The organism is Methanosarcina sp. DH2 (assembly GCF_020804225.1).
Classification (GTDB): domain Archaea; phylum Halobacteriota; class Methanosarcinia; order Methanosarcinales; family Methanosarcinaceae; genus Methanosarcina.
This window is the reverse complement of sequence record NZ_WJBI01000010.1, coordinates 199,550-223,628: the sequence shown is the minus strand read 5'-3', so window position 1 is coordinate 223,628 and position 24,079 is coordinate 199,550. Positions and strand designations below refer to the sequence as shown.

The window sequence follows — 24,079 nt, the reverse complement described above, 5'->3', positions numbered from 1 at the left end:
TTATCATGCCCAGGAGCTAGTTCATCTCCAAGAATACCTCCTTTTTAAGGTAGAATACCTWATGTCCTAAGAACTTCTTCCTCAGGAGTATCAAGTCCAAAAAATATTGTACCTTTTGTTTCACTAAAGCAACGATTACAGGTTTTACATTTAAGAAGAACACGATTATTTTTACCGTATCTCTCTTTAAAGGCTATATTCCCCTGATTTTTAATCCCATAATCAGGGCAATCTTTGTTCCAGCAAAAAAATTGTGAAAAATCGATTTCAGAAGTGATTTCAATACCCCCAAATAATAATAGATTCAAAATTATATAAAATTAAGTCAATGATTTGGGGACACGACCGAAAAAAGAAAGAATAAAAAAAGAAATAATGAAAAAGAAGTAATGAAAAAAGAAATTGAATAAAAAGAATATCTACGCCAGTTTTTCTACCAGGTATTATTCCATCTCTCTGGCAAGTCTCACTGCAAGTTTTGCAAGCTCTGAAGCACATGTACCGAGGAGCCTGGTCACAGGTTCTTTTCCAACTCCTCCTTCATCATAAATTACTTCAGGCACTCCTCCATATTCCCTAATCGCCTCAGAAATGCCCCAGTCAGCAATACTGACATCTTCAGGCTCTTTAGCCCTGTCAAAAGAGGAGATGCCAAGTCCCATCTCTCTGCAGGCATCAAGGATTTCTTTTGAACATTTTATGTTCATAGCGGCTCTAATGTCTGGCTTCTCGCGAAGAGCTGCCAGTGTTATCCCTGCCACGTGCCTGCTGGCTCCAAAGTTAACGCAGCCTACGGGACGTGCCCTTTCCCTGAATTTTACTATCCTGCTTTCAACAGCCGCAATGTCCTCACAATTTCTGGCACCCGGAATTGCCATCCCGATGTTACAGCCAACCTCAGGAATGAACTTTGCAAACTCAGGACTATCTTCCAGGATCAAAACGGCTTCTTTTACATCCTTCAAGACAAGGTAGCGCTCTCTTTCTTCAAGGGTCTTTCCGAGCGGGTTTACAGGACCCACTCCTCTTCCCACAGGTACGCTCCTCCGGATTGCCTGCTCCACGAACTCCTTTGCCTTTCTGGCAGCGGCTTGCAGGCTGTCTCCACAGGCAAGGCAGGCAGTCATTGATGCAGAATAGGTGCAGCCCGAACCATGGGTCCCTCCTTTGACAAAAACACCCGGGACGCGGGTAAAGTCGCCGGAGACGGATTCGTATAGAAGGTCAGTTGCGTCAATATGCCCTCCTGTAACTATCACGGCTTCAACTCCAAGGTCTGCAATCTTTCTTGCCGCAAGTCTTGCATCCTCATGAGTTTTGACAGAAACTCCCGCAAGTGCGCCTGCCTCAGAGGCGTTCGGAGTTGTAACCTTACAGAGAGGCAGCAGCTCTTCGACAAGGGCTGAAAGGGCTTCCTTTCGAAGTAGGTCTCCCCCGGCTTCAGCAGCCATTACAGGGTCAAGTACAAGGGAAAGCCTGTGTTTTTTTACCTGCCTTGCGACCTCTTTAATTATTTCCGAAGAGGAAAGCATTCCGGTTTTTGCCCACTTTATATCCATATCCTTACAGACAGCTTCGATCTGGCTTCCAACAGCTTCAGGGGTAAGGTCAAATGCCTTAAGAACTCCTGTAGTGTTCTGGGCAGTTACGGAAGTAATGGCACAGGTCCCGTGGACTCCAAACGCGGCAAAGGTCTTCAGGTCAGCAGCAATTCCGGCTCCTCCTCCTGAGTCAGAACCTGCAATAGTCATCACAATATGGGTTTTTGGCACTTGGGGCTTTCCTGTCATTGTATTCCTCTTTTTGATACTCATTTCTTTATGTGTAATATACCGGCATATACTGACTTTTTTAAATGTCTGCTCTTTGCCTCTCGGGCCGGGCAAAGGAATTTTTATTTTAATTCCATGAATGATCTGTATTATCTGTAAATACTGCAGAGACTCCCGGACATCTGGTTTCTGAATACTGGTTTCTGAATAAACTGATTTTTGAAGAACTGGTTTATAGAAAACGGGGTTGCATAAGGTTTTTCAATGTTATGAATTACTATTTTTTAGAGATACTATTTACTGGAAACTTCTGGAAGCATTTCTTAGAGCGTTGTGTGAAAGTGTTTTAGTAATATTGTATTTTTCCCTCAAAAATAGAGTATTTTTCTTATATTTTGAGTTCATTTATAAATTAGCAATTGAATAGGGTGAATTTCTTCGATACATTTATATATTGTATTTACGACTTTGATGCAAATAATCAAATACTTAAGCGCGGCGATCAGTTTAAGTCTGGATTAACTATTTATATTGATATAGATAATGACTTGATTTATAATGTTTTAAGGGGATTGTAAGGATGGCAAACCGACCTCTGGATATTTTGAACAACGCACTGGACACACCCGTAATAGTTCGATTGAAAGGCGCACGTGAGTTTCGGGGCGAGCTGAAAGGATACGATATTCACATGAACCTCGTGCTTGACAATGCTGAAGAATTAAGAGAAGGAGAAATCGTAAGTAAATTCAGCAGCGTCGTTATCCGCGGTGACAACGTGGTATACGTATCTCCGTAATCTATATCAAGCACTTCATCTATTATCGTTAAACCTCGGTACAGCAGAATCTGTATGGCTGAGATCAATTCAGAATAACAAAATCGCTTCGAATTATCGAATATTACACACTAATAAGTTGATTTTATAAGGAGATTTATGAATGAGTAAAGGTACGGCATCAATGGGAAAAAGGCAGAAGCGCACCCACGCCAAATGCAGGCGCTGCGGCAGCGTTTCGTTAAACATACATACAAAAGAGTGTACTTCATGCGGCTTTGGAAAAACATCCCGTATGAGAACTTACAAGTGGCAGGCAAAGTGCAAGTACTAAACCTGCCTTCTCAATTTTTTCTATTTTTTACCTGCTCCGGAGGTCAAGATTGAAAGAAGAATGCGGGGTTGCAGGCATAATCCTCCCTGGCGACAGGCCTCAGTCAAATGCTGTTGCATTCAAGCTCTACTACGCCCTTTATGCACTCCAGCATAGAGGACAGGAATCCACGGGTATAATGGTTCATGATGGTACTTCTCCGCTCTCCATCAAGGGCATGGGGCTTGTGCCTGATGTGTACAACAAGGATTCTCTTGGGCGTCTTATAGGGAATGCAGGAGTCGGGCATGTCCGCTACTCTACAACTGGCGGGTCAAAGATTGAAAACTGTCAGCCTTTTATCCTGAATTTCAAGGATGGAACAGTTGCCATTGCCCATAACGGAAACCTGGTAAATGCCAGAGAACTTAAAGACGAGCTGGAAAATGAAGGCCGGATTTTTATCAGCGATTCCGATACCGAGGTCGTCGGTCACCTGCTTGTAAAAGAACTGATAAAGCACGATCCCATCGAGTCTATCAGGACTGTAATGCGCAAGCTTGTTGGCTCTTATTCCCTGGTCATCTTTATTAACGGCACTGTCTACGCTGTCAGGGACCCCTTCGGCTTCAAGCCCCTCTGTTTTGGAGAAGTTGACGGTGGATACGGAATCTTTTCTGAGAGCGTGGCAATCGACACCCTAAACGGCACCCTTATTAGAGATGTCAGGCCAGGCGAGGTTATAATCTTTACAGGTTCAGGTTTCGAGAGCCACCAGCTTACAAACGAACTCCATCCGGCACACTGTGTTTTCGAGTTTATTTACTTTGCAAGGCCAGATTCCGTCATAGATGGTAAACTGGTCTACAAGGTCCGGGAAAGAATCGGAAGGGAGCTTGCCCGCGAGCATGACGTCGAAGCGGATATCATTTCTCCTGTCCCTGACTCGGGGATTACGTCTGCAATCGGCTATGCAAGGGAATCCGGGATCATGTACCTGGAAGGTCTTATGAAGAACCGTTACATAGGACGCACATTTATTCTTCCGGGACAGGACCTGCGTGAAACTGCAGTCCGGCTCAAGATGAACGCTATTCAGGATAATGTCAAAGGCAAGCGTGTAGTTCTGGTAGACGACAGTATTGTCCGCGGCACGACCTCCAGGCGTATCATCGATATGGTCAGGAAGGCAGGCGCTTCAGAAGTCCACGCAAGGGTCGGAAGTCCGGCAATTATTGCCCCCTGCTATCTCGGGATTGACATGGCAACCAGGCAGGAACTCATCGCCTCATACAAGACTATAAAAGAGGTTGAAGGGCTTATCAGCGCTGACTCTCTCGGGTACCTCAGCATTGAAGGTCTCATGAGAGCTCTTGAGTGTGATAAGAACGATATGTGTGTTGGCTGCCTTACAGGCGAGTATCCTGTAGAAATCCCTGGTGAGAAATGCAGAAAAAAACAGACCCGTCTGGACGATTTCAGTAAGACTGGAAGCTCCTCTCAGGCAGTCTCTTCAGACAGCCTTTAAGGACTTTCTTCTTTTACTTTCTTCTTACATTTCTTTCTAATATTTTTTGTGTTTTTTTAATTTTTATTAGTCTCTTCTGGTGTTTCTTTCTGGCTACCTTGCGTGATTTTTTGGTTCCGTTCTGTGTTTTAACTCTTCCGAATTTTCATGCTCGTCTGAATTTTCATGCTCTTATTCTATTTTTAATATCGTCATATTTATCGTCCTGTGCCTCGGGCCGTCCATCTCGGCAAAAAATATGCTCTGCCAGGTACCCAGTTCAAGTTTTCCCTGTGTGACTGGCAGGGTTTCACTTGCTCCAAGCAATACGGCTTTCAGATGGGCGTCAGCATTATTGTCTATTCTGTCATGTCTGTACCCGGCACCAGGAGGAACGAGCCTGTCCAGTAAGTTCAGAATATCTTCCCTGAGCCCGCTTTCATTCTCATTAATTATAATGCCCGCAGTCGTATGCCTAGTACTGATAATGCATACGCCTTCCTGTGTTCCGCTTATTCTGACCTCTTCCTCTACCTCTGAGGTAATGTCTATCAGCTCTATGCGCCTGGAGGTCTCAATGTTAAGTTTCAAATCTTTCCCTCTTAATTTATACCGTCTGCTGTATTTTTGTCTGAAAACCTTCTTGACATAATAGTCTTTTTGCCTCAGACCTCTTTATCTGTATGGCATCATTTTATCTATCTTTACTCATATCCCGTAAAGTTTGAAGCCTGTTTGCCACATAAATAAATTCCCAAAGCGAGAAAGAAATTGAAGGAAAAAATAAATGGAAAAACGAAAACTTAGGTAGAAGAAGCTTAAAAAGTAGCAAAAAGGATGAGTAAAAAGTAAATTTTTATTTGCCTATTTTTTGCTCTTTCGTTTGCAAGGCCGCTCTCCTTTATCGAGCGTGACGAGAACGGTCGGTATAGTGAAATAAGGTTGTACGGGTTAGTATCAGTAATTCAGTCTTCTTGAGCGAAACAAAATGGACCTAGCCTTAATTATCAGTCATGTAGAAATAAGGCAAATTAGGACAATATCTTAAAAAAATGATTGAAAACAGAACGGGAGAAATATCGAGAATAATTTATTTTTTGGAAAGAACTGGAAGTTATATCCGGTTCTCTCCTTTTTCCCTTCCCCGATTGTTGTTCGTTTTTTTGGGAAGGTTTGTACTTTCATACCGCCGTTTTTACGTTTTTTGATTACTCCAGGGATGGAGCTGTTGGTGTCTTGATTTTATTTTCTTCAAATTGTTCCGGCTTCATTACCTGTTGGGTGTCGTTCTTAAATACGTTTTTTGAAGACAGACTTGAAGACGTTTTTGGGAAGACTTGTTTATTTGAAATATTCCTGAATACGTTTTTTTATTTCCTGCTCTTATTGTTTTTCTTTTTTATTGCTCTTTGGAAGTGTTGTTTTTTAAGAGATTTTCTTCAGGCTCTTTTTCAGGAATATTTTTTCAGGAATATTTATTGGGAGATTTTTCAGGAAATAATACTCTTTTCTATTATCAGGGGTTGACTCGGCAGGGGTTGAATCCGGGCAATTTTTGGTTGCAGGGTTTTGTTCTGCCAATTGGTTCAGGTAAATAGGCGTTTTTCGGTGGAGGAAATTTTAGCTTTAATTTTAGCTTTGTCTGTAAAGGTATCCGCCTTCCGAATAATTTTTAATTTTAGCCTCTGATCACAGAAGGTTAGCCCTTCCTGCACTTCAGGGACGTTTTTTGGTCTTATTTTTTCTGTGTGGAAATAAGCCCGAAGAGATTAAGGATTTTTGTCTTCGAGGACGGGACAAACTTACGGTCTCTGAGCAAGAACCCGTGCAAAACTGGTTCAAGAGGTTTCTGAGTAACTGTTTCTTTCATTCTGGCTCACCTTTTAAAATTATGTTTTTTATTCAAACGGCAGACGGTAACTTATTACCTACTTATACTATATAAATATTTGCCAGAAAATGCTTAAATCGCTTTTTCAAAATATTTCTGAGAAAAGCCTCTCAAAATTTCCAGAAAATCTTTTCAAACTCCCTGTTCGAGAGGCTTTTTCAGGGACCTGGTTTTCAAAATTGTGCTGAGGTAGAGCCTTGCCCAGACAAAAGTTATTCCAGCTCCAATAGCATTGCCTACAACAATTCCCCACCAGGCTCCTACCTGGCCCATATTCAGATTAAAGGCGAAAAAAGCTGCAAAGATCGGGGTAAATACTATGGTTCTCAGGAGGTTTGCTGTAAGTGCGCTCATGCCTTTTCCTGCTCCCTGGAAGAAAGATGTCGAAAGCATCCCGAAAGAAACGGATGGGTAGAAGATACAGATAACACGCAGGAAGTGGGTAAGATCTGGAGCTATATGGGCGGCTTCTGCTGTCTGTGTAAAAATAGCCGCAATCTGAGGGGCAAAAATGAAAGTAAACGCAGCAACCCCTCCTTCTATGAGGAGACCCAGTTTAATTGCATAAGTATGGGCAATTTCTGCCTTTTCATAATCTCGCGCCCCGAAAGCGGCTCCGGAAACCGAAACTACAGCCGTTGCAATCCCTATTAGAGGAGCAATTGCAATTGTTGCAACCCGCCAGCCAGTGGAATAGACCGCAACCCCGTCGGTATTGCTTACGTTCACAATAATAAGATTGAGTATAAGCATGGATAATGACATCGAAAGCTGCTGGGCAGAAGCAGGGACCGTTATCCTGAATATGTCATTTACAATGTTTCTTTCAAAACTGAAGTCTTTAAAATCAAAAGAAACGAAAGTATCTTTTCTGAAAAAGAGCCAGTTCAGCATCATCAATGAAGAAACTGCAAGAGATAGCAGGGTTGCCCAGGCTGCGCCTGCCATTCCCATTTTAAAGGTGTATATGAAAATAGGGTCAAGGACAATATTCAGGACTGCGCCCAGGATCATTGCGTTCATTGCCCGCTTTGAATCACCTTCAGCCCTGAGAATTGAATTAGCTACGTTAGTAAAAAATATTACTATGCTCCCTAGAAATATCACCCTCGCATAAGCCACTGCGAGATCGGTTGTTTCCCCTGCTCCTACAAGAGAGAAGATCTGCGGGGCAAACACATAAAAGGGTATGGTAAATATGAGGGCGATCAGTAGCATCATTATAATTGTATGTACTGCTACGTTGTCTGCTCCTGTTTTATCCCGTGCTCCGATCTTTCGGGAGATGGCTGCTCCTCCTCCTATACCCAGCCCGTTGGATAAAGCCATGCTTATGAAATAAAAAGGAAATACAAAACCCATTGCAGCAAGCGCATCTGCTCCAAGCCCTGAGACCCAGAAGGTATCTACCAGCTGGTAAATGGTCTGGACAGACATTGCGACAATCATAGGGACTGCAAGTTTGATAATGGCTTTTTTCGGGTCCCCTTCAAGTATTTTTACGCCTTTAGTTCCCGGACTCTTTTCAGGATTGCAGGGATTTGAATCTGCTGATGTTCTGGATTTCATTTAATTATCTTCCTTTTAATACGGCTTTTTCCCTTTTCCATTTCAGGACTGAATTCTTTTCCGGAGCTCAGAGGACTCAGACCTGGAACTAACAGCACCTGTTTTTTATCCCGTAACCTGCAGAATTAAGTTCTTTCAATGTCTCATTCAGGGAGAAAAGGAATTCGTCTCTCAACCGTTCGGTCAGCTGTTCCGGACCTATGCACCTGAAATATGTCGGAGTTCCTGTTATGACTTCCACATACTTTTTATTTGACATTCTCTCCAGCGTAGCATAAATTTTTGGTCTCGGAACGTGCGTAAATTCATGGATCTCCCTTGCTGTTGCCTCCCCCAGGCCCAGGAGCCCCACATAGATCTTCGCCTCGTTTTCTGTGAATCCGAGCTTCTTGAGTTTGCCTATGAGCTCAGTATGCATTGCAGACCTCAATATAGTTTTCCGGAGGTATGGCTTTCCCTTATCGGGCACTCTCATCCAGTTTCTTCAGTGTGACAAGCATTGTCTTCAGGCTTTCCTGGTAAGCTGCGATATCTTCTTCAGCGAGTCTGTTAAGAATTCCGGAAGCATTTTTTTCAAGCTCTCCTTTGAACCAGTCTATGTAAACCTTCCCTTTTTCCGTAAGTGAAACCAGGACCTTTCTCCGGTCTCCGGGGTCTCCCCTCCTGTAGACAAGCTCCTCTCTTTCCAGGGCGTCAATCATACTGGTCAGGCTCCCTTTCTGAAGGTCCAGGCATTTTCCAAGGGTTGTAGGCATTATCTCGCCTACTGCTCCTATAATCAGCATAGCCTTATTCTGATTTTTATTCAGGTTATACGAGCTGTTACCTGTCTGATGAAAAGCTCTGGCAAAATTTTTATGGAAAAGATGGATCATCTCAAACTGAAGTTTTACCGTTTCTTTTATTCGTTCTTCTTTCATCGGTTATCACAGTGAGGCGCTTTTTTCAGTCCTGATCCGGATGATAAAGCCAGGGATGGAGCCATCAGAAATTTTTTACGAGGCGTTTCTGTCCAGTAGATCTTTTTGCGAGGCGTTTTTTAATCAATCTGACTGGTTTCTGACGGGTTTTTACTGGTTTCTATGGATTTTATGGGTTTGACTGGTTTTTAATTTATATTTTATCATCCGAATCATGACCGTCTTTAATCTTACTATCTTTCTTTCTTACTATTCGATTTCAAACTAAAAAGGGACATGTTTTATTTATATTTTATGATTTGATAATCGAGGATATATGCCAGTATAAGGATACATGCAGGATACATGCGAGTATATAGAATTAAATCTAGACAGTATAAAAGAGTCAGGTGTATGTGAGTATCGGGCTTCCTGGTGTAATCAACACTTTTCCCAGGTTTCGCATTCGTTAACTGTCAATTCTGTCTTGAAAAGATCCAAAAAGAATTGAAAAGATGGTACAAAGAGAGATCTAGTAGACTGGATTCCACCTTATTTCACTATTCATTCTGATATTTTTTCCTGCTTATCCCACAATTTCTTCATTTTCAGCTTTCCAGGCTGGCTGATCTATCACAAGCAGGAGAAGGGAAGAATTTCCCGTATTTTCTACATACTGAACTTCACTTGCAGGAACAAGTACAAGTTTTCCCTTATGGAGGGAGACAGGCACATCGTCAACGAAGATCGTTCCGTTACCTTCAAGGGTATAATATATCTCGGGGTTTGAAAGCCTGTGTGGAAGGCTCTTTTCTCCGGGGTCCATAACTACATATGCAATGCTGTAATTGATCCCTGGATCGCTTTCCATTCTTTCCGGGTGCATGAGCTCACACAAGGAAATACCTGTTGCATTAATGAATTCGCAATTTCCCGTATTTCTAGTGAAAAGGTAATCTTCCACATAAAAGCCCGAACCTATAAGATACGTTTCCTCCCCGAAAGCAGCTTTTTTTATGAAACTGTATTTTGTGAAGGGTTCCGTTTCGTTGGGTTTTGTCCATTCATAAGATATCCAACCTTCTCCACTTTCACCGAGAGCGGTTTCAATGAAAAGTTTTCCTATAGGCTTACCGTTGAAATCCGTAAGCCCACTTACATCCTGCCCTTCTCCTGTAAGATTAGGGGGATAGACAACCCTGGTTCCATTAATATTCCATACAAAAATGTAGAAACCATCATAAAGCCATTTGCTGTCTTTTTCCCTGAATTCGGGAAAGGCTTCTTCTCCTTTTTCTTCTACAAGGTTTGCAGCCTCACGAACCTTTAAAGCGGTATCATCCTTCTGAGCCGAAAGTTTCGAATGCAGCTGAAGCTGGGAGCAATTTTCTTCCCTTTCTTCTTCACGGACCTGATCCTCCTGCTGAGAGTAAACTGAAATGCTCAGGAACAGAAGAATCAGAGAAATTGACAGGACAAGCTGAATGCAAATTTTCGATATTCTCATATTCCAACCCTGGTTATTATATATTTTTGATATACTTTAGCAAAAGCCCTGATAGGAGTTTAAGCAAAAGTTCATTTAGACTCTATTTCCCAAATCTGCCAGAAAAAGATGATTCATATTTAAGAATCAATGGCTCTGTATTAGAGGGCTTTATTATAATTCAGATGTGTTTAAAAAAGGATATAATTTTGGAAACAGGGGTTCTGAAAAACAATACTGAATGAAGTGATGGATGCAAAACTTGCAGTTATAATTTGTACAGCGTGTTCTAGCAAAACCCGGTTAAAGATAAAAATGAACCAAAGTTAATACAATCCCGAAAAACAAAAAAGGTTATTTGCAGCAAAGAATCGATGTTATGGGAATAAAGGATTATCTCCACTGTTTTTCACCACTCATCCAGAGTATCTTCCTCATAAAAAATCGAATTCTGCCGGGCTCTTGTAAAAAAAGGGTTTCGGAACTGAGAAGATCCGGAAATACTACTTTTATCGGTTAATATTTTGCGTGTATACGCCCGTTGAGAGTTGTATCTTTCTTTTCGCTCCATGTTGCAGTCACAGTGAGGTTTAACTTAAAGCCTGAATGGCAGCTGAAAGAAACCTGTTGATCTTTTGTAACTCCTTGTTTATCGAAAACCACTTTGTCACCATCTTTTGCGACGAGATGCCAAGTGCCATTATCCGGGGCCGTTATCACCGCGTAACCATCAATAGTTACTCCCCAACTTGTTTTTGAATAATCATAAGCTCCGGTACCATTTTTGATAGACATTGAAAAATTCTGGTCTATGGCACCTCCTAAATTTTCCTCAAGCAATTTCTCCATTTTTTTAAGTTGTCCTTCATTTATTCCAGTTTTCTCCATGATTATTTCATTTAAGTCTTTTTGAATCAAAACTGTCATCATTTCACCTCATTTTTTGTTTAACTCTAGTATAAATTTTTGTTTTTATTCTAACTATAATTTTTAATAATTCTTCTATTATTAATCTGAAACTTCTGGAAATGATTTAGTCAGATGATTATTTAAAGCTAACAGTATAAAAAACTTCCTCCCCTTAAAAATTATTTATAACCTCTCAAAAATTATCCAACGCACAAATTAGTACAATTTTAAACGCCAAAACTCAAATGCTATAAAAAACTCAAATGCTATAACTATGAAATAAACCCGGGCACGAAAAAATTCAATAAAGGCTCTATAATCACAGATATCATCACGGAAAAAGGAACAAAATAAACAGAAGTATAGATGTTTCCATGCTTTCCGTAATTTATACAAAAATATTTGATTTTGAATGCATACATTTATCGGAGACGGCAGTAAGATTTTAATTTTTCAACACTTCCCTCCCATCCTCTCGGTCTTTATCATGCATCTCAGGTAGAACTGAGCCCATACAAAGGTAACCAGAGACCCGATGACCGTCCCCATAACAAGTCCCCACCATACTCCGAGCAGTCCCCAGCCGAATTCGTAGGCAAAGAGCAGGGCAAACAAAGGTGTCAGGACCAGACTCCTCAGGAGGGTAGCAACAAGCGCACTTGTGCCCTTTCCTGCACCCTGGAAAAGAGAGGCAGAGAGCATTCCGAAGGCAACAGCCGGATAGAATACGGTCATGATTTTAAGGAGCCTTGTCAGTTCCGGAGCTATCAGGGCAGTATCTTCTGCCTGCGTAAAGGCGGCAGCAATATCCGGAGCAAAGATAAATACAGCAACTGCGATTACTGCTTCTACCAGAAAGCCGGTTTTTGTTGCATAGATAAGGGCACTCCGCGCTTTTTTAAAGTTCCGCTCTCCGAAAGCAGCTCCCGAGACTGAAACTACGGAAATCGCGATCCCTATCAAAGGAGCGACTGCAATGCTTGTGATTCTCCAGGCTGTGGCATAAACCGCAACCCCATCAGTATCGCTTACAGTCACGATAATGAAGTTCATTGTCAGTGCAGTAAGTGCAAGAGCAACCTGCTCTATTGACGAAGGTATGCCTACCCTGAAGATATCTTTGACAATAGCCCTGTTGAATTTAAAAGAACGGAAAACAAAGGAGATATAGGTATTTTTTTTGATAAAAAACCAGTAAAACATGAGCATCCCGGAACTGGCGAAAGAAACCACAGTTGCAAATGCTGCTCCCGCTACGCCCATGCCTAACACATATATAAAAACCGGGTCAAGAAATATATTCAGGACAGATCCGAGAACCATCGACTGCATAGCTCTTTTTGAATCTCCCTCACTCCTTAGTATGGAATTTGCAACGTTTGTAAAGAAGAATACAAAACTGCCTGCAAAGATAACCCTGGCATATGCAACCCCTAGAGGTGTAGTTTCTCCTGCCCCGCTATACATGAATAAGTCCCTTACAACGGCAAGCCCTATCACTGTAAGGGCAACTGTCAGTGTGAGCATAATCACAAAAGTATGCACTGCAACATTGTCCGCTCCGGCTTTGTCCCTGGCTCCTATCCTGCGTGATATCGCAGCTCCTCCACCAACCCCAATCCCGCTCGTAAGCGCCATTTGAATCACAAAAAAAGGAAAAGCAAACCCTACGGCAGCCAGGGCATCCGCACCTAGACCTGCAACCCAGAAGGTATCGGTCAGGCTGTAAATGGTCTGTACGGACATTGCAACTATAATCGGAATTGAGAGCTTGAGCACGGCTTTTTTCGGGTCTCCTAGAAGGACATTCACACCTTCTGACACTTTTTGAGGCGGGATGATTATTTCTTTTTCCTTCTCATTCCTATTTTCCTCTGCCTCTCTCTCTCCGGTCTTCCCTTTTTCTTCTGCCGTTTCCCTGCTCATTTTTCCCGCCGTTTTTAGATTTTCAAATCTTTTATCCCATCTTTTTTCGGTCTCTTCTGCCTTTAACGTTTTCTTCTTTTAACGCCTTTTCTTTATTTGTTTCTTTCAAACAACTGGCTGGAAGCCTGAAGAGGTCCGATAACTCAAGAACGATGTGACTTTAACTGTTTTTTTAGTCCCTCTTACTGTCTGCAATTGGTTGTTTGATATTATTTTATTCCGGGGCAATATGGCTGCATCTTACATCTTTCCTATCCTGCCCTGCATCTAACGCGGCTGGGGCCGGTAAATTCAATAAAATAATAATCTTTTCAGGCGCTGGAGCGATATGTTTCCCATGAACTGCACCCAAATTAAAATTCATTTAAGCTGCCTATTTATAGGGAATCTATTAAGAGATAAAATAAGCTGGATAATATATAGTAGATTATTATTATAGTGAACAATTATTCCTAATACCATATATATTTTAAGTTAATAAATTATATAATTATTGAAGTCCATATTTTGGGTTTTTGCTTTTTTATACCAATTTACTGTACAATATGGTGGATTGCGACTGAAGAATATTGACAAATGTCTGCATAAAGCAAATGACTATCACTTATGGGTACTACTTCTAAATGCGGATTTTAATAATAATTAGTAAGTTTGAACGAATGAACCTGAAAATCCCAATATTAAAATTCGGAAAGAACTGAATGTGGAGGAGTTCGATTGAATAAACAATATTTATCGTATTTTGCTGCAGTTCTTTTGGTGGTTCTTATAATCGCACCTGGAATGGCAGCTGCGCATACACACACATACACAAATATGAGTGCCTGTGATGCTAGACAGATGATCGAAAAAGAGGATGTGTTCCTTCTGGACGTCCGTACACCGGTTGAATACGAACTGGGGCATATCGAAGGAGCGGTATTGATACCACTGAAAAATGTAAAATCAGACCCTGATGCATTATCTCCTGAAGAACTATTACCAGCACGAATGAAAGAATTACCGTGTAATAAAAATACAAAAATACTTGTTTATTGTAAGGTAGGAACAAGAGGTGCTGAGACAGGCAGTCTGTTGGCAGATGCTGGTTACAAAAATGTATATAACATAGACGAGGGTCTCGACAGGTGGGTAAAGGAAGGATATCCAATTGTAGCTACCTATGAGTCATGGAATAAGGTGTGGTCTAAATTATTAACGCAGTAAAATTATTCGCGAGATAATAAAAAGTCCGGAACCGCTTTCAGAACATTATGATCAGAAAAACATGAAAAAATTAATTGCTAATGGGTTATATCCTGTGAAATTGCACTTAGCGATTCAATAAAAAAACTCATTAAATCCATTAGCTTTTTTATATTTATTGCAAAATTGTTCTGAATCTTTGTCAGGTATAAATCTCTAAATTTGGTTTTCAGTCAATTTCTGATTTTTACTCTTACGTACTCCTTCAAATCTGTCTTCAAATACCTATCAATCTCTCCAAGATTACAGTTCCTTGTTTCAGTAAAGAGAAACGCAAAAACCGGATACTGCCTGTAGTCAAGCTTCCGGAGTTCCAGAGGCTTTTCAAAGCGAGAAACAAAACCCTCGTAATCAAAAGCTTCAATATCTTCCACTTCAATGTCATCCGGCTTTTTTGCAATCAAAAGGCAGTAAGTTCTGTTATCTTTCTCGTTCTCCTGAGCCTCATACTTATCTTTAAGGATTTCTCTCCAGTCCGGCTCTAAACCCTCTAAAAAATATCTGTGAACGTTGATCCCGTAGGCATAATACGCGATATCGGCGGTGCACCACCCCGCAAACCTGATCGGATTCATCTCTATGGGTACCAGTCGGTTGTTTTTGTCCACCCGGAACTCGATATGCAGCGGGAAGTCCCTCATTCCCGGTTCTTGTAGCCCCGATCCCTTTAGCCCTGCATCCGGCAACTCAGCACCCTGCAGCTCAGAATCCCGCAGCTTTGTAGCTTCATTTATTTGCCGCAGCAGTTCCAGGGTTACTTCAAGATAGGTCTCAATAGTCTTTTTTGAAGTCACATAAACTTTATCTTCAACATCATGTTTCGCCTGAAACAGGTGCTCCAAGATATTCAGGACCACTGGCTTTCCCTCGCCATTATAGTAAGCATCCACAGCCAGTTCCGGCCCTTCGATATAATCTTCAAGCACGAATTTCCCTGAACTTAAGACCTGAGTCGGGAACAGGCCCCTGGACGCTTCCATTTCCTGCTTTAAGGCTGGCAGGACATTTTCCCATTCTTCCCTGTTACTGACCTTATAAACTCCCGAACTGAAGAACCCGATTGTCGGTTTGATTATGAACGGCTTTCTAATAGTTTCAATGTCCAGTTTATCCAGGTTTTCAAATTCCACTTCCAGGTAGGAAAAGTCAGGATAGATATGCTCAATCAGCTGCCTGAACCTGAATTTATCTTTGAATAGCCCGATTTTTTCGAGGATACCGGTAAACCCGAGGTTATTTGCTATCCATACAAGGGAGATTTCGGAATTGCTGTATATTTTGCAGGTTTTCTGGTTTTTAAGGAGTTCAATGAATTCGGCGTCTTCAAGAAGTTTTACATCTTTACTGAAGCCCAGGCATTCAGAGGTTGCGTTTTTCAGGACAGGCAGTTTCATCTCTGTAATGGTGTCCTTCAAAATCCGAGAAACGTATGGCTCATCAAGTATGATCAACTATCCCACCCCTCTTATTGAATTATCAGTTATCCTACTTCCCTTTTGTGAATTATCATTTTCTTGATTCTCCCCTTTTATGAATTATCATTTTCCTAATTTTATTTTACGAATTTTGTTTTTTAGCTTATATTGATCCGGCAGCTTTTCCTGAAACACTAGGTTTTATTTGCTAACTTTCGAGGTATCTCAGTTTCTATGCTCTTCTAAGAATTATTACTAAACTGCTACTTATATAAAAAAGTATTATTAATTAATATTATATTAATATTAATTAATATTAAAATTAAATATAATATCACAAATTAACTTGGTGATATGAGGAAAACGGGTCAACTGTGAGGGTAAATTCATGATGCAGGAAATTCTGGAAACAGGAACACAAAGCACTGTTAATATCATCATAAACGCACATGAAACTCTCCGAATAACAGGCACAAAAATATGAAAGTACTTTTCAAGTTGCAGTACTTTTATGCTAAATTGGTCCTCCTGAGCGAAGTGTAGAGGACCGCACTTCAGCGTCTCAACTCTATCGAAAAGAATATCGGGCTACATAGCTTCACATCTGCTGAGAAACCATTTTGAACAAAAACCTATAACTGTTCTAATGACTTACCGGCGGAGATCATAATTCAGGAGAGATAAAAAATGGATACTAAAATTCTCCTCTACACTTTTGGAATGTGGTTCGTGTTTGTTATCGCAGCAATTCTGAACGGAGGATTTAGAGAGAAATTCGTGACTCTCAGATTGGGCAAACAGACAGCACACGTTATCAGCACATTCATTTTTATGTGCGCAATTTTAACCGGGACCTACCTGTTTCTCGACAATTTGAGCGCTACCCTCTCCAGAAATGACCTGCTTTTGATAGGTGGCTTCTGGCTGGCAATGACTATTTTGTTTGAATTTGTTTTCGGGCACTATGTGATGGGCCATCCATGGGAAACTCTGCTTGCCGATTATAACATTTTCAAAGGAAGGGTATGGATTCTTGTTCCCATAACCACTCTTTTTGCACCCTTATTTGTGGGAACTTATTTCTAAAAAAGTAATACTAAAGCTCAAAAATTGAGAAAAGACCGTAAGGACAGGGGATAATGAGAGGGTACGCCTTTTTCAGGCGCAAATTCCTCCTGTGCTGCAGAAATGTATCTGATTTTTAAGTTTGATTGCTTTAAGTTTGATTGTTTTAAGTTTGATTGCTTTAAATTTGGTTGTTTTAAGTTTGATTGTTTTATAATGGGTTGTTTTAAATTTGAGTGTTAGATCAGGCCTTTCAACTTTTTCTGCGATTTTCAGTCTCTTATCAGGATAAATACAGCCAGCAGACTAAATGCAGCCAGTCCTGCTGCTCCAAAATTATGTGAATCGCAGCATCCTACCTTCCGCAGATGTCTTCAAAAAAATAACAATTTTCTTGCTATCGTTTTTAGAGATTATTCGAAAATTTGCAGTAATCATCTCAATTGAAACTCATGGAAATAGCTGCTGGAAGTTTTCWATGAAGGCAAAAAGYCGAAAATTTTGGAAAATTTCAAAAATAAATGTTTGARTAACCAAGGCGATTTTCAGAAAAAACGATAKCAGGAAAAATTGTAAAAATTGAAAGGACATCTGCGGAAAGTGGACAGCATAGATTTTCGACCACGATTACTTCGGAAAGTAGAATATGAGGCTTAATTAATTCCCATCCTTTATCGGATAAATCACTGGGATAAGGAAGTCTTTTAGATCGTTTTAACATTAAAGAATAAACAGGAAATAAGGATTATTTAAATTTAAGACAGCCTCTAAGAGGATGCTAAAGGACATCAAATGGAATACTATGAAATTTATTTAAATAGATTAAAACCAAAATTATAATTAATTCATCAAAAAAGATATCAATTGGAGTATTGTGCCAACCACAAAATAAATTTAGAATACAGGTGAAAAGAAAAAGCCATGCTAATTTTGTATGTTTACGCATGATAACTCATCAAAAAATAAGGGAAATTAGTTTCCCTTAAGATATGCGAGAATCATTTCAAGTATATGTATTATCTCACTTTTTGTTAGACCATTTGTTTCTTCTGTATTATTATCCGAAGATGTATTATCCGAAGATGTTGATGTAAGAGTATTATCTACAGTTATTGTTTTATCCACAGTTATTGTTTTGCTTGTAATTGCAAATGTAGAATATTCAGATACTTCAGCTGTAAAGTACACATACGTTGAATCCTGTCCTGTTATTGTAATTGGTACTTCTACCCATTTACCATTATCATACATATTCAGGACAATAGATGATTTATCAAGACCATTTGCTTTAAGCCATGTCTTTTCAACTTTAAAATCAACAGCTGCATTTTCAATATTATTATTTACATCTACATTGTCAATCCATATGTTAAATGACTTGTAAACATTTCCTTCAGGCGGCTCCTCAGTTAAAACGGATTTGTCCTTCAGGTCCTCAACAACTATTGTTGCTTTGCCGGAATTTTTTGTTGATTCAAAATATATATTGTTGACAACTGAATTATCTGTAAAAGAAACATTTACAGTTTGGCTATTATCTACATTTACCTGTGTTGATTCTACGTGCTGGATATTGGTCTGAGATTTATCCGAGTATTCATATGAAGAATCATATATCTGTGAGCTGTTCTCCACAATTGTATTTTGAGTTATATTTGTATCATCATCTGAAGTTGTTATTACTGTAGTATCAACTACAACAGAATCATCTGCAACAATAGTATCTTTTTTTTCAACAGAATCTTCATTAGTGTCATCAGAAACACTAACAACAGTAGTTTCATCTTCAATAGTCGAATTGTCTCCTGATGAATTCGCCTTCGCCCCTGCAGTAGCGCACGGGAGTACAGCCCCAAAAATAAGGACTGAAACTAATAGTATTGACAGATATTTTTTCATCCTCTATACCTCTTCCAGGGGATTACCTGTAGAATTGTTTTGCTAAATATATTTTTCAAAATTTTGACTGTTGGCCTCACCAGGAACTATTTTTCTCCAATAAGTACGTCCTGGGTTTATTGAGCCTATGGTTTAATTCACTTTCGGCTGGCTTACTGCAGTAAAATTATGAAAATCCTGCCTTCCAATTGTGATATCTTTGAACGCCGGAAAAAGCTTCTGCAATTTCCCAGCTTTTCTTATGTCGCTATTTATGGAAATCTGTTTGAAAAAATAAACATCAATACTGGCAATATAGCTGGTAATTTATTAAGAGCTGAGAAATAATACTCTCCTTAGCTCTTTCTCTTGTCTGTGTTTTATCTTGAGTGTGTTTTTTATATAGAAATATTGGAGAAATGTTTCGGAATATTCTGGCAGTTGTTTGGAAAGTTTGGAAAGATTCAGACAATTATATGGAAATACTTGGAACATAGTAAAAAAGTATGGCTCAAAATTAAAATCACAATTCTTATCTGTATAAATTATGTTTGGTTGAAATGTAGTGTTTTGAGGGCATGAGATGCACAGGAGTACGACCGATGAGATAATTTTCCGGCGACCTTAAGAGTCATCTTAAGATACCTGTCAAAGCCTTTTCTCCTTTATATCGTAATTTTAGCCACGTAGGCTACTTCTATTGTTTTCACTACTATCTTTGACGTCAAAAAGGGGTAATATGCCTTCTTTTAAAACGTATAGTTTTTCAAGTCAGTATTTTAGTTTCAAAAATTTAGTTTCAAAACATTAAAAAGGTGAGCTCATGAAAATGCGAGTTGTTTTAATAGCTGTTTTCTTCCTTCTATTAGCAGTTTCTTCCTCAATTTCAGCCCTCACTCCTGATCTATGGCTGGACGATGTTTACAGCCAGCCGGAGAATCTGGAAATTATGTGCATCCCTTCTCAGTTTACTATTTTGAAACCGGATCTGCCTTTGACTGAAAACAGCAGAATAGGGCTTGTTTCCGGGAATGTGGCAAAGTATAGTATTAAGGTAAAAGTTGGGCCCGGAAAATATGACAATGTCACTCTTACTAACTATGTGCAGGAGAAAAGTCCCTGGCATACAAAAGCAGACAAAAATCTGGTTATTTTGCCAGGGCATGCTTTGACTGAGAAATTCTATTCTGACATGGCGATATATTATGCCTGGCAGGGGTACAGTACATATATCCTGGACAGGAGAGAGACAAATCTTCCGGTAGACGAAACTGATTTCAGTTATATGAAAAACTGGACCTTTGATGAATACCTTAAGGATACATACGAAGGCATCAATGCTTCACGAAGCCATACCTCTCTTAAGTGATAAACCTGCGGAAAGCATAGAGGTTACTGCAATCGGCCACAGTCACGGAGCATTAATTCTTACAGCTTATGAAGCAAGCGAATATGATGATCTGTCCGCAGGCTCTGTTGACAGGGTAGTTCCTGTTGATATTATCATTGCATATAATCCCAAAAATTCTGAATTAATACAGGATCAGGCAAAGGAATTTAATGCAATTTCCGAAAGTATTGAGAGTGGAGTTTATACTGACAATGGCATGGCAGGTATGATGTACATTGCCTATATGGCTTCCACAGAACCTGATGCCGGGTCCTATTTTCAGTCAGAACTTACAAACAGGCAGTTTTTCAGGCTTATGGCCAGTCAGACATATAGATTCTCCAGATATCCCTATACTCCGGACTATCACTACTGGAGTGGGAATGCTAACAGCCTCGATTACGTTGATGAAAATCATTTACTTTATTTGACTTTGACCGGGGGAACTGTCCCTTATACGCCAAATAACCTGGACCAGTATATGGCCGGGCTGATGGGCAATGTGGAGGGCTATGAAATTAATTCTTCCAGAATAGATTCTCCATTACTTTATGTTGGGCTCGGAGGAGGCTTTGGCGATTATGGCTCATGGTGGTATGAAAACGAGGTCGGAAAAACAAATAGCAGGGTTACTTCCATAAACTGGAACGACCAGGGGCACGGCAGTCTACTGATCGATCGAAATTCCCCTGCTTTATGGGAACTCATTGATAACTGGGTGAAAAATAATAAGAATCTGAAAAAGGAAAAGTATCCCTAATCTCAGGAAATACAAATAAATATTGATGGAAGAGTGCCTGGTTTTCAGTTCCTCAAGCTGCAACACCTTCTGCTCTTCCAATGCGTTCTGTCCTCAAAAGCCCTCTAAGGAAGTATCTTGCCCATAAAAAGAGCACTACAGACCCTATTCCATTCCCTGCGACCATTCCCCACCAGACTCCTACCTGTCCCATATCCAGGGTAAAGGCGAAGAGGGCTGCAAAGAAAGGAGTAAAAACTATGGTTCTCAAGAGAGTTGCGATCATGGCGTTTACTCCTCTGCCTGCTCCCTGGAAGAAAGAGGAAGAGAATATTCCGAGTGCGACAATCGGGTAGAAAAGACACATTACGCGCAGGAAATGTGCAAGGTCTGCTGTGATATGTGCTCCCCCTTCAGCCTGAGTAAAGATAGAAGCTATTTGCGTCGCAAAGGTAAAGATAAGGATTCCGGCTCCGCATTCTGTAAGGAAACCGAGTTTTGTCGAATAGGAAAGGGCGGTCTTTGCTTTCACATAATCCCTGGACCCTATGGCAGCTCCTGATACCGAAACTACGGCTGTCGCAATTCCCATAAGGGGGGCAATTGCAATTGTTGCTATTCGCCATCCTGTGGAATAGACCGCAACCCCGTCAGTACTGCTTACGCTAACAATAATAAAGTTCATAAAGAGCATTGACAGAGACATTGAAAGCTGCTCGGCAGAAGCAGGAATTGAAACATTCAGGATATCTCTTACAATCTTTTTATCAAAATGGAAATCTCTGAAGTCAAAAGTGACATAGGTATCTTTCCTGAAAAACAACCAGTTAGCCATCAGTAGGGCAGATACTGCAATAGAGATCACTGTAGCCCAGGCTGCACCTGCTATTCCCATTTCAAAACTGTATATGAAAATAGGGTCAAGGATTATGTTCAGGACTGCTCCAAGAATCATTGCCCTCATTGCCCGCTTCGAGTCTCCTTCACTTCGAAGAATTGAATTTGCCACGTTGGAAAAGAAAATGATTATGCTTCCCAGGAAAATAACGCGAGCATAAGCTACTGCAAGCTCTGTGGTTTTTCCTGCGCCTGCAAGGGTAAAGAGCTGCGGGGCAAACATGTAGAATGGAAGCGTAAAAGCTAGCGCAAGCAGAAATATTATTATTATTGTGTGTACGGCTACGTTATCTGCGCCTGTTTTATCTTTTGCCCCTATCCTGCGGGAGATGGCTGCTCCTCCCCCTATCCCGATTCCATTAGATAGAGCCATGCTTATGAAGAAGAACGGGAACACAAAACCCATTGCAGCAAGTGCATCCGCTCCAAGTCCTGAAACCCAATAAGTATCAACCAGACTGTAGATTGTCTGCACAAACATAGCCACAATCATAGGGATCGCCAGTTTTACGATGGCTTTTTTCGGATCTCCCTGAAGGGCTTTCACCCCTTCTGTTACTCTACCTGCATGCCCGGCAGCAATTTCATTTTTATGCTGATTATCTGTCATCTATTATATCTTCCTTAAAGATTTCATCTTTCAAAATTTGCCCTTTAGCCTGCTCTCTTAACTCGTTTCATTCTCTGGCTTCTTTTTCGCTTTCTCAACTGTCAATACTGGCTTTCTACCAATGGACAATTTCCAATCAACAGTGCATGTTTAAAAGAAGCCAGGAATTGAAGTTATTAAATCAAGGGTTGAAGTTACAGGATCTTTGCAATTCCGGTGGTTATTTTAACAGAGCTACTGGCTAGTGAATAAGCTGAAGAATTCAGGATCAAAGAGTCTATTGTTTGATTACTAATTATTTGATTCTATATTGTTCAATTTCTAACTAGATGAATTGGTTCTACTTATAGCTTTTCATGAGTTTTCTAATCCGTCAGGAAAAAATATTATAAAGATCCCCCTATACATTCAAACCTGCATGGTCTGTCCAGGATCTGCATCAGGTAAGAAAAGAAAACATCAAACCTGTCTGCTTTACGAGAAAACTAACGTTGAGGGAAACTATTCTACTGGTTAAAAAATAATTTCAAAAATAATCTCTCTATTCCTGGAGCCAGTCTCCAATATAGATAAATATATGACATCTCCGCTAATCTGTCCGAAAGTCTGTCGAAAAAAAGGAGCCATGGTAAAAGAAATTTGATAAGTACTTTTCAGGTATATTTTCTAATTGATTATCAGTTCCTTCTTTTTTCGTTCTCTTTTAATTTTTAACTTTTCCTTTCTCTTCTTTTTTAACTTTTCCTTTCTCTTCTTTTTTGTCTGAAAGATCGTTCTCCTGCGTCGAGCGTGACAAAAACGGTTCAGTATAGCGGATAAGGATATACCGGTTATGGATATTTTAATTCTGCCCTCTTAAATCTGGCCTTCCGCAGATGTCTTCAAAAAAATAACAATTTTCTTGCTATCGTTTTTGGAGAATTATTCGAAAATTTGTAGTAATCATCTCAACTGAAACTCATGGAAATAGCTGCTGGAAGTTTTCAATGAAGGCAAAAAGTCGAAAATTTTGGAAAATTTCAAAAATAAATGTTTGAATAACCAAGGCGATTTTCAGAAAAAACGATAGCAGGAAAAATTGTAAAAATTGAAAGGACATCTGTGGAAAGTGGATTATCAACAAATCACTCAACTTTTTGAAACATAAGAGGTATGATTCAAAATGTTTGTTCTCTTAGTATATCTTTATAAGTTAGAAAAACATGAGTAAAAATTAACCTACTTGTTAATTTTGACTGTAATGGTTGTGTTATTATGGAGAAAATGAAGACAAAAGTGATTCGATCAATAATTGTACCATTACTTGTATCTGCATTGATTCATCTCTTTACACTATCTGTCTTTATTTTTGATACTTTTCACATACTGCCACAACTACTTGTAGTTTTTATTGCAGTGATTAATATATTTATATACCCAATAGCTCCTATCTTTTACGGATTGCAGACAAAAGATCGAATAGGATCTGTTATAGTTGGAACAGTATCAATATTATGTTTGTTCTACAAACTACATCTAAATTCATTTATTGCTGGAGATATTCCAGAAACAGAGCGGATTATCAATATTTTTACTTATTTTGGAAGTTTAACAATTATTGGCGGACTGGAAGGGTATTTTGCATCAAAAGAACAGTTTGATTCTCTTATCATTGCAATAGTTTTTATGATATTTTGGATAAGCATATTTCTAAACGGATTAGATTGAAAGTATTTTTTATAAAAAATGAAAGTGAGAGTTAGTATAACTCACTAAATTACGATTCATATATTCTGGTAGCCCATCCGTTG

The 24,079-nt window shown here is 39.9% G+C and carries 21 protein-coding genes; 8 read left to right on the top strand and 13 right to left on the bottom strand.

The genetic code is table 11. The features are described from left to right. Window positions 1–443: 443 nt before the first annotated feature. On the bottom strand, window positions 444–1,790 hold the full coding sequence (gene thiD / locus FXV91_RS12645) for a bifunctional hydroxymethylpyrimidine kinase/phosphomethylpyrimidine kinase (RefSeq protein WP_229390948.1): 1,347 nt from the start codon (window positions 1,788–1,790) through the stop codon (window positions 444–446). A gap of 562 nt (window positions 1,791–2,352) precedes the next feature. On the opposite strand from thiD, the gene FXV91_RS12640 reads away from it, so the two are divergent. The 3 genes from FXV91_RS12640 to purF all read left to right on the top strand — a co-directional run bounded on the left by FXV91_RS12640 (window position 2,353) and on the right by purF (window position 4,391). Then, window positions 2,353–2,571, top strand: coding sequence for an LSm family protein (locus FXV91_RS12640; RefSeq protein ID WP_048121098.1), 219 nt, complete (start codon window positions 2,353–2,355; stop codon window positions 2,569–2,571). A 142-nt stretch (window positions 2,572–2,713) separates the two neighbouring features. Beyond that, on the top strand, window positions 2,714–2,884 hold the full coding sequence (locus FXV91_RS12635) for a 50S ribosomal protein L37e (protein WP_229390947.1): 171 nt from the start codon (window positions 2,714–2,716) through the stop codon (window positions 2,882–2,884). Between the two features lie 49 nt (window positions 2,885–2,933). After that, complete coding sequence (gene purF, locus FXV91_RS12630; RefSeq protein ID WP_229390946.1) at window positions 2,934–4,391, top strand: amidophosphoribosyltransferase; 1,458 nt, start codon at window positions 2,934–2,936, stop codon at window positions 4,389–4,391. A 171-nt stretch (window positions 4,392–4,562) separates the two neighbouring features. On the opposite strand, the gene FXV91_RS12625 is transcribed toward purF, so the two are convergent. From FXV91_RS12625 to FXV91_RS12590, 9 genes are all read right to left on the bottom strand, one after another. Next, window positions 4,563–4,961 (bottom strand): secondary thiamine-phosphate synthase enzyme YjbQ, encoded by a 399-nt coding sequence (locus FXV91_RS12625; RefSeq protein WP_229390945.1) that lies wholly within the window; start codon window positions 4,959–4,961, stop codon window positions 4,563–4,565. Window positions 4,962–5,795: 834 nt separating this feature from the next. After that, entirely contained in the window at window positions 5,796–5,951 is a 156-nt protein-coding gene (locus tag FXV91_RS12620) for a hypothetical protein (RefSeq protein ID WP_229390944.1), read from the bottom strand. A gap of 154 nt (window positions 5,952–6,105) precedes the next feature. Next, window positions 6,106–6,240, bottom strand: a complete 135-nt coding sequence (locus FXV91_RS19805; protein WP_255680417.1) for a hypothetical protein — start codon at window positions 6,238–6,240, stop codon at window positions 6,106–6,108. A 153-nt stretch (window positions 6,241–6,393) separates the two neighbouring features. Beyond that, on the bottom strand, window positions 6,394–7,830 hold the full coding sequence (locus FXV91_RS12615; RefSeq protein WP_229390943.1) for an MATE family efflux transporter: 1,437 nt from the start codon (window positions 7,828–7,830) through the stop codon (window positions 6,394–6,396). Window positions 7,831–7,918: 88 nt separating this feature from the next. After that, window positions 7,919–8,248, bottom strand: a complete 330-nt coding sequence (locus tag FXV91_RS12610; protein WP_229390942.1) for a helix-turn-helix domain-containing protein — start codon at window positions 8,246–8,248, stop codon at window positions 7,919–7,921. A 40-nt stretch (window positions 8,249–8,288) separates the two neighbouring features. Continuing rightward, the gene (locus tag FXV91_RS12605; RefSeq protein ID WP_229390941.1) at window positions 8,289–8,750 is read right to left on the bottom strand and encodes a MarR family transcriptional regulator; all 462 of its coding nucleotides are present in this window, start codon (window positions 8,748–8,750) and stop codon (window positions 8,289–8,291) included. 565 nt (window positions 8,751–9,315) lie between these two features. Beyond that, complete coding sequence (locus FXV91_RS12600) at window positions 9,316–10,236, bottom strand: cache domain-containing protein (RefSeq protein WP_229390940.1); 921 nt, start codon at window positions 10,234–10,236, stop codon at window positions 9,316–9,318. A gap of 495 nt (window positions 10,237–10,731) precedes the next feature. After that, a complete protein-coding gene (locus FXV91_RS12595) occupies window positions 10,732–11,145 on the bottom strand; it encodes a hypothetical protein (RefSeq protein WP_229390939.1) in 414 nt (137 codons plus the stop codon). A gap of 432 nt (window positions 11,146–11,577) precedes the next feature. Further along, window positions 11,578–13,050 carry an MATE family efflux transporter gene (locus FXV91_RS12590; protein ID WP_229390938.1) on the bottom strand — a complete coding sequence of 491 codons (1,473 nt, stop codon included), beginning with the start codon at window positions 13,048–13,050 and terminating at the stop codon, window positions 11,578–11,580. Between the two features lie 717 nt (window positions 13,051–13,767). Here FXV91_RS12590 and FXV91_RS12585 point away from each other — a divergent pair. Further along, window positions 13,768–14,256 (top strand): rhodanese-like domain-containing protein, encoded by a 489-nt coding sequence (locus FXV91_RS12585; RefSeq protein ID WP_229390937.1) that lies wholly within the window; start codon window positions 13,768–13,770, stop codon window positions 14,254–14,256. A gap of 212 nt (window positions 14,257–14,468) precedes the next feature. Here the strand turns inward: FXV91_RS12585 and FXV91_RS12580 are convergent, their stop codons facing one another. Then, window positions 14,469–15,746: an ATP-grasp domain-containing protein gene (locus FXV91_RS12580; RefSeq protein WP_229390936.1), complete on the bottom strand. Its 1,278-nt coding sequence runs from the start codon at window positions 15,744–15,746 to the stop codon at window positions 14,469–14,471. Window positions 15,747–16,397: 651 nt separating this feature from the next. Here FXV91_RS12580 and FXV91_RS12575 point away from each other — a divergent pair. Continuing rightward, window positions 16,398–16,796 carry a hypothetical protein gene (locus tag FXV91_RS12575; RefSeq protein ID WP_229390935.1) on the top strand — a complete coding sequence of 133 codons (399 nt, stop codon included), beginning with the start codon at window positions 16,398–16,400 and terminating at the stop codon, window positions 16,794–16,796. A 951-nt stretch (window positions 16,797–17,747) separates the two neighbouring features. Here FXV91_RS12575 and FXV91_RS12570 read toward each other — a convergent pair. Beyond that, window positions 17,748–18,674 carry a PGF-pre-PGF domain-containing protein gene (locus FXV91_RS12570; protein WP_229390934.1) on the bottom strand — a complete coding sequence of 309 codons (927 nt, stop codon included), beginning with the start codon at window positions 18,672–18,674 and terminating at the stop codon, window positions 17,748–17,750. 802 nt (window positions 18,675–19,476) lie between these two features. On the opposite strand from FXV91_RS12570, the gene FXV91_RS12565 reads away from it, so the two are divergent. After that, window positions 19,477–20,022, top strand: coding sequence for a hypothetical protein (locus FXV91_RS12565; RefSeq protein WP_229390933.1), 546 nt, complete (start codon window positions 19,477–19,479; stop codon window positions 20,020–20,022). Next, entirely contained in the window at window positions 19,958–20,803 is an 846-nt protein-coding gene (locus FXV91_RS12560; RefSeq protein ID WP_229390932.1) for a hypothetical protein, read from the top strand. The genes FXV91_RS12565 and FXV91_RS12560 overlap by 65 nt, the downstream gene beginning before the upstream one ends. 52 nt (window positions 20,804–20,855) lie before the next feature. On the opposite strand, the gene FXV91_RS12555 is transcribed toward FXV91_RS12560, so the two are convergent. Further along, window positions 20,856–22,289, bottom strand: coding sequence for an MATE family efflux transporter (locus tag FXV91_RS12555; protein WP_229390931.1), 1,434 nt, complete (start codon window positions 22,287–22,289; stop codon window positions 20,856–20,858). Between the two features lie 1,263 nt (window positions 22,290–23,552). Between FXV91_RS12555 and FXV91_RS12550 the strand changes: the two genes are divergently transcribed. After that, entirely contained in the window at window positions 23,553–23,996 is a 444-nt protein-coding gene (locus FXV91_RS12550) for a hypothetical protein (RefSeq protein ID WP_229390930.1), read from the top strand. Window positions 23,997–24,079 lie beyond the last annotated feature (83 nt).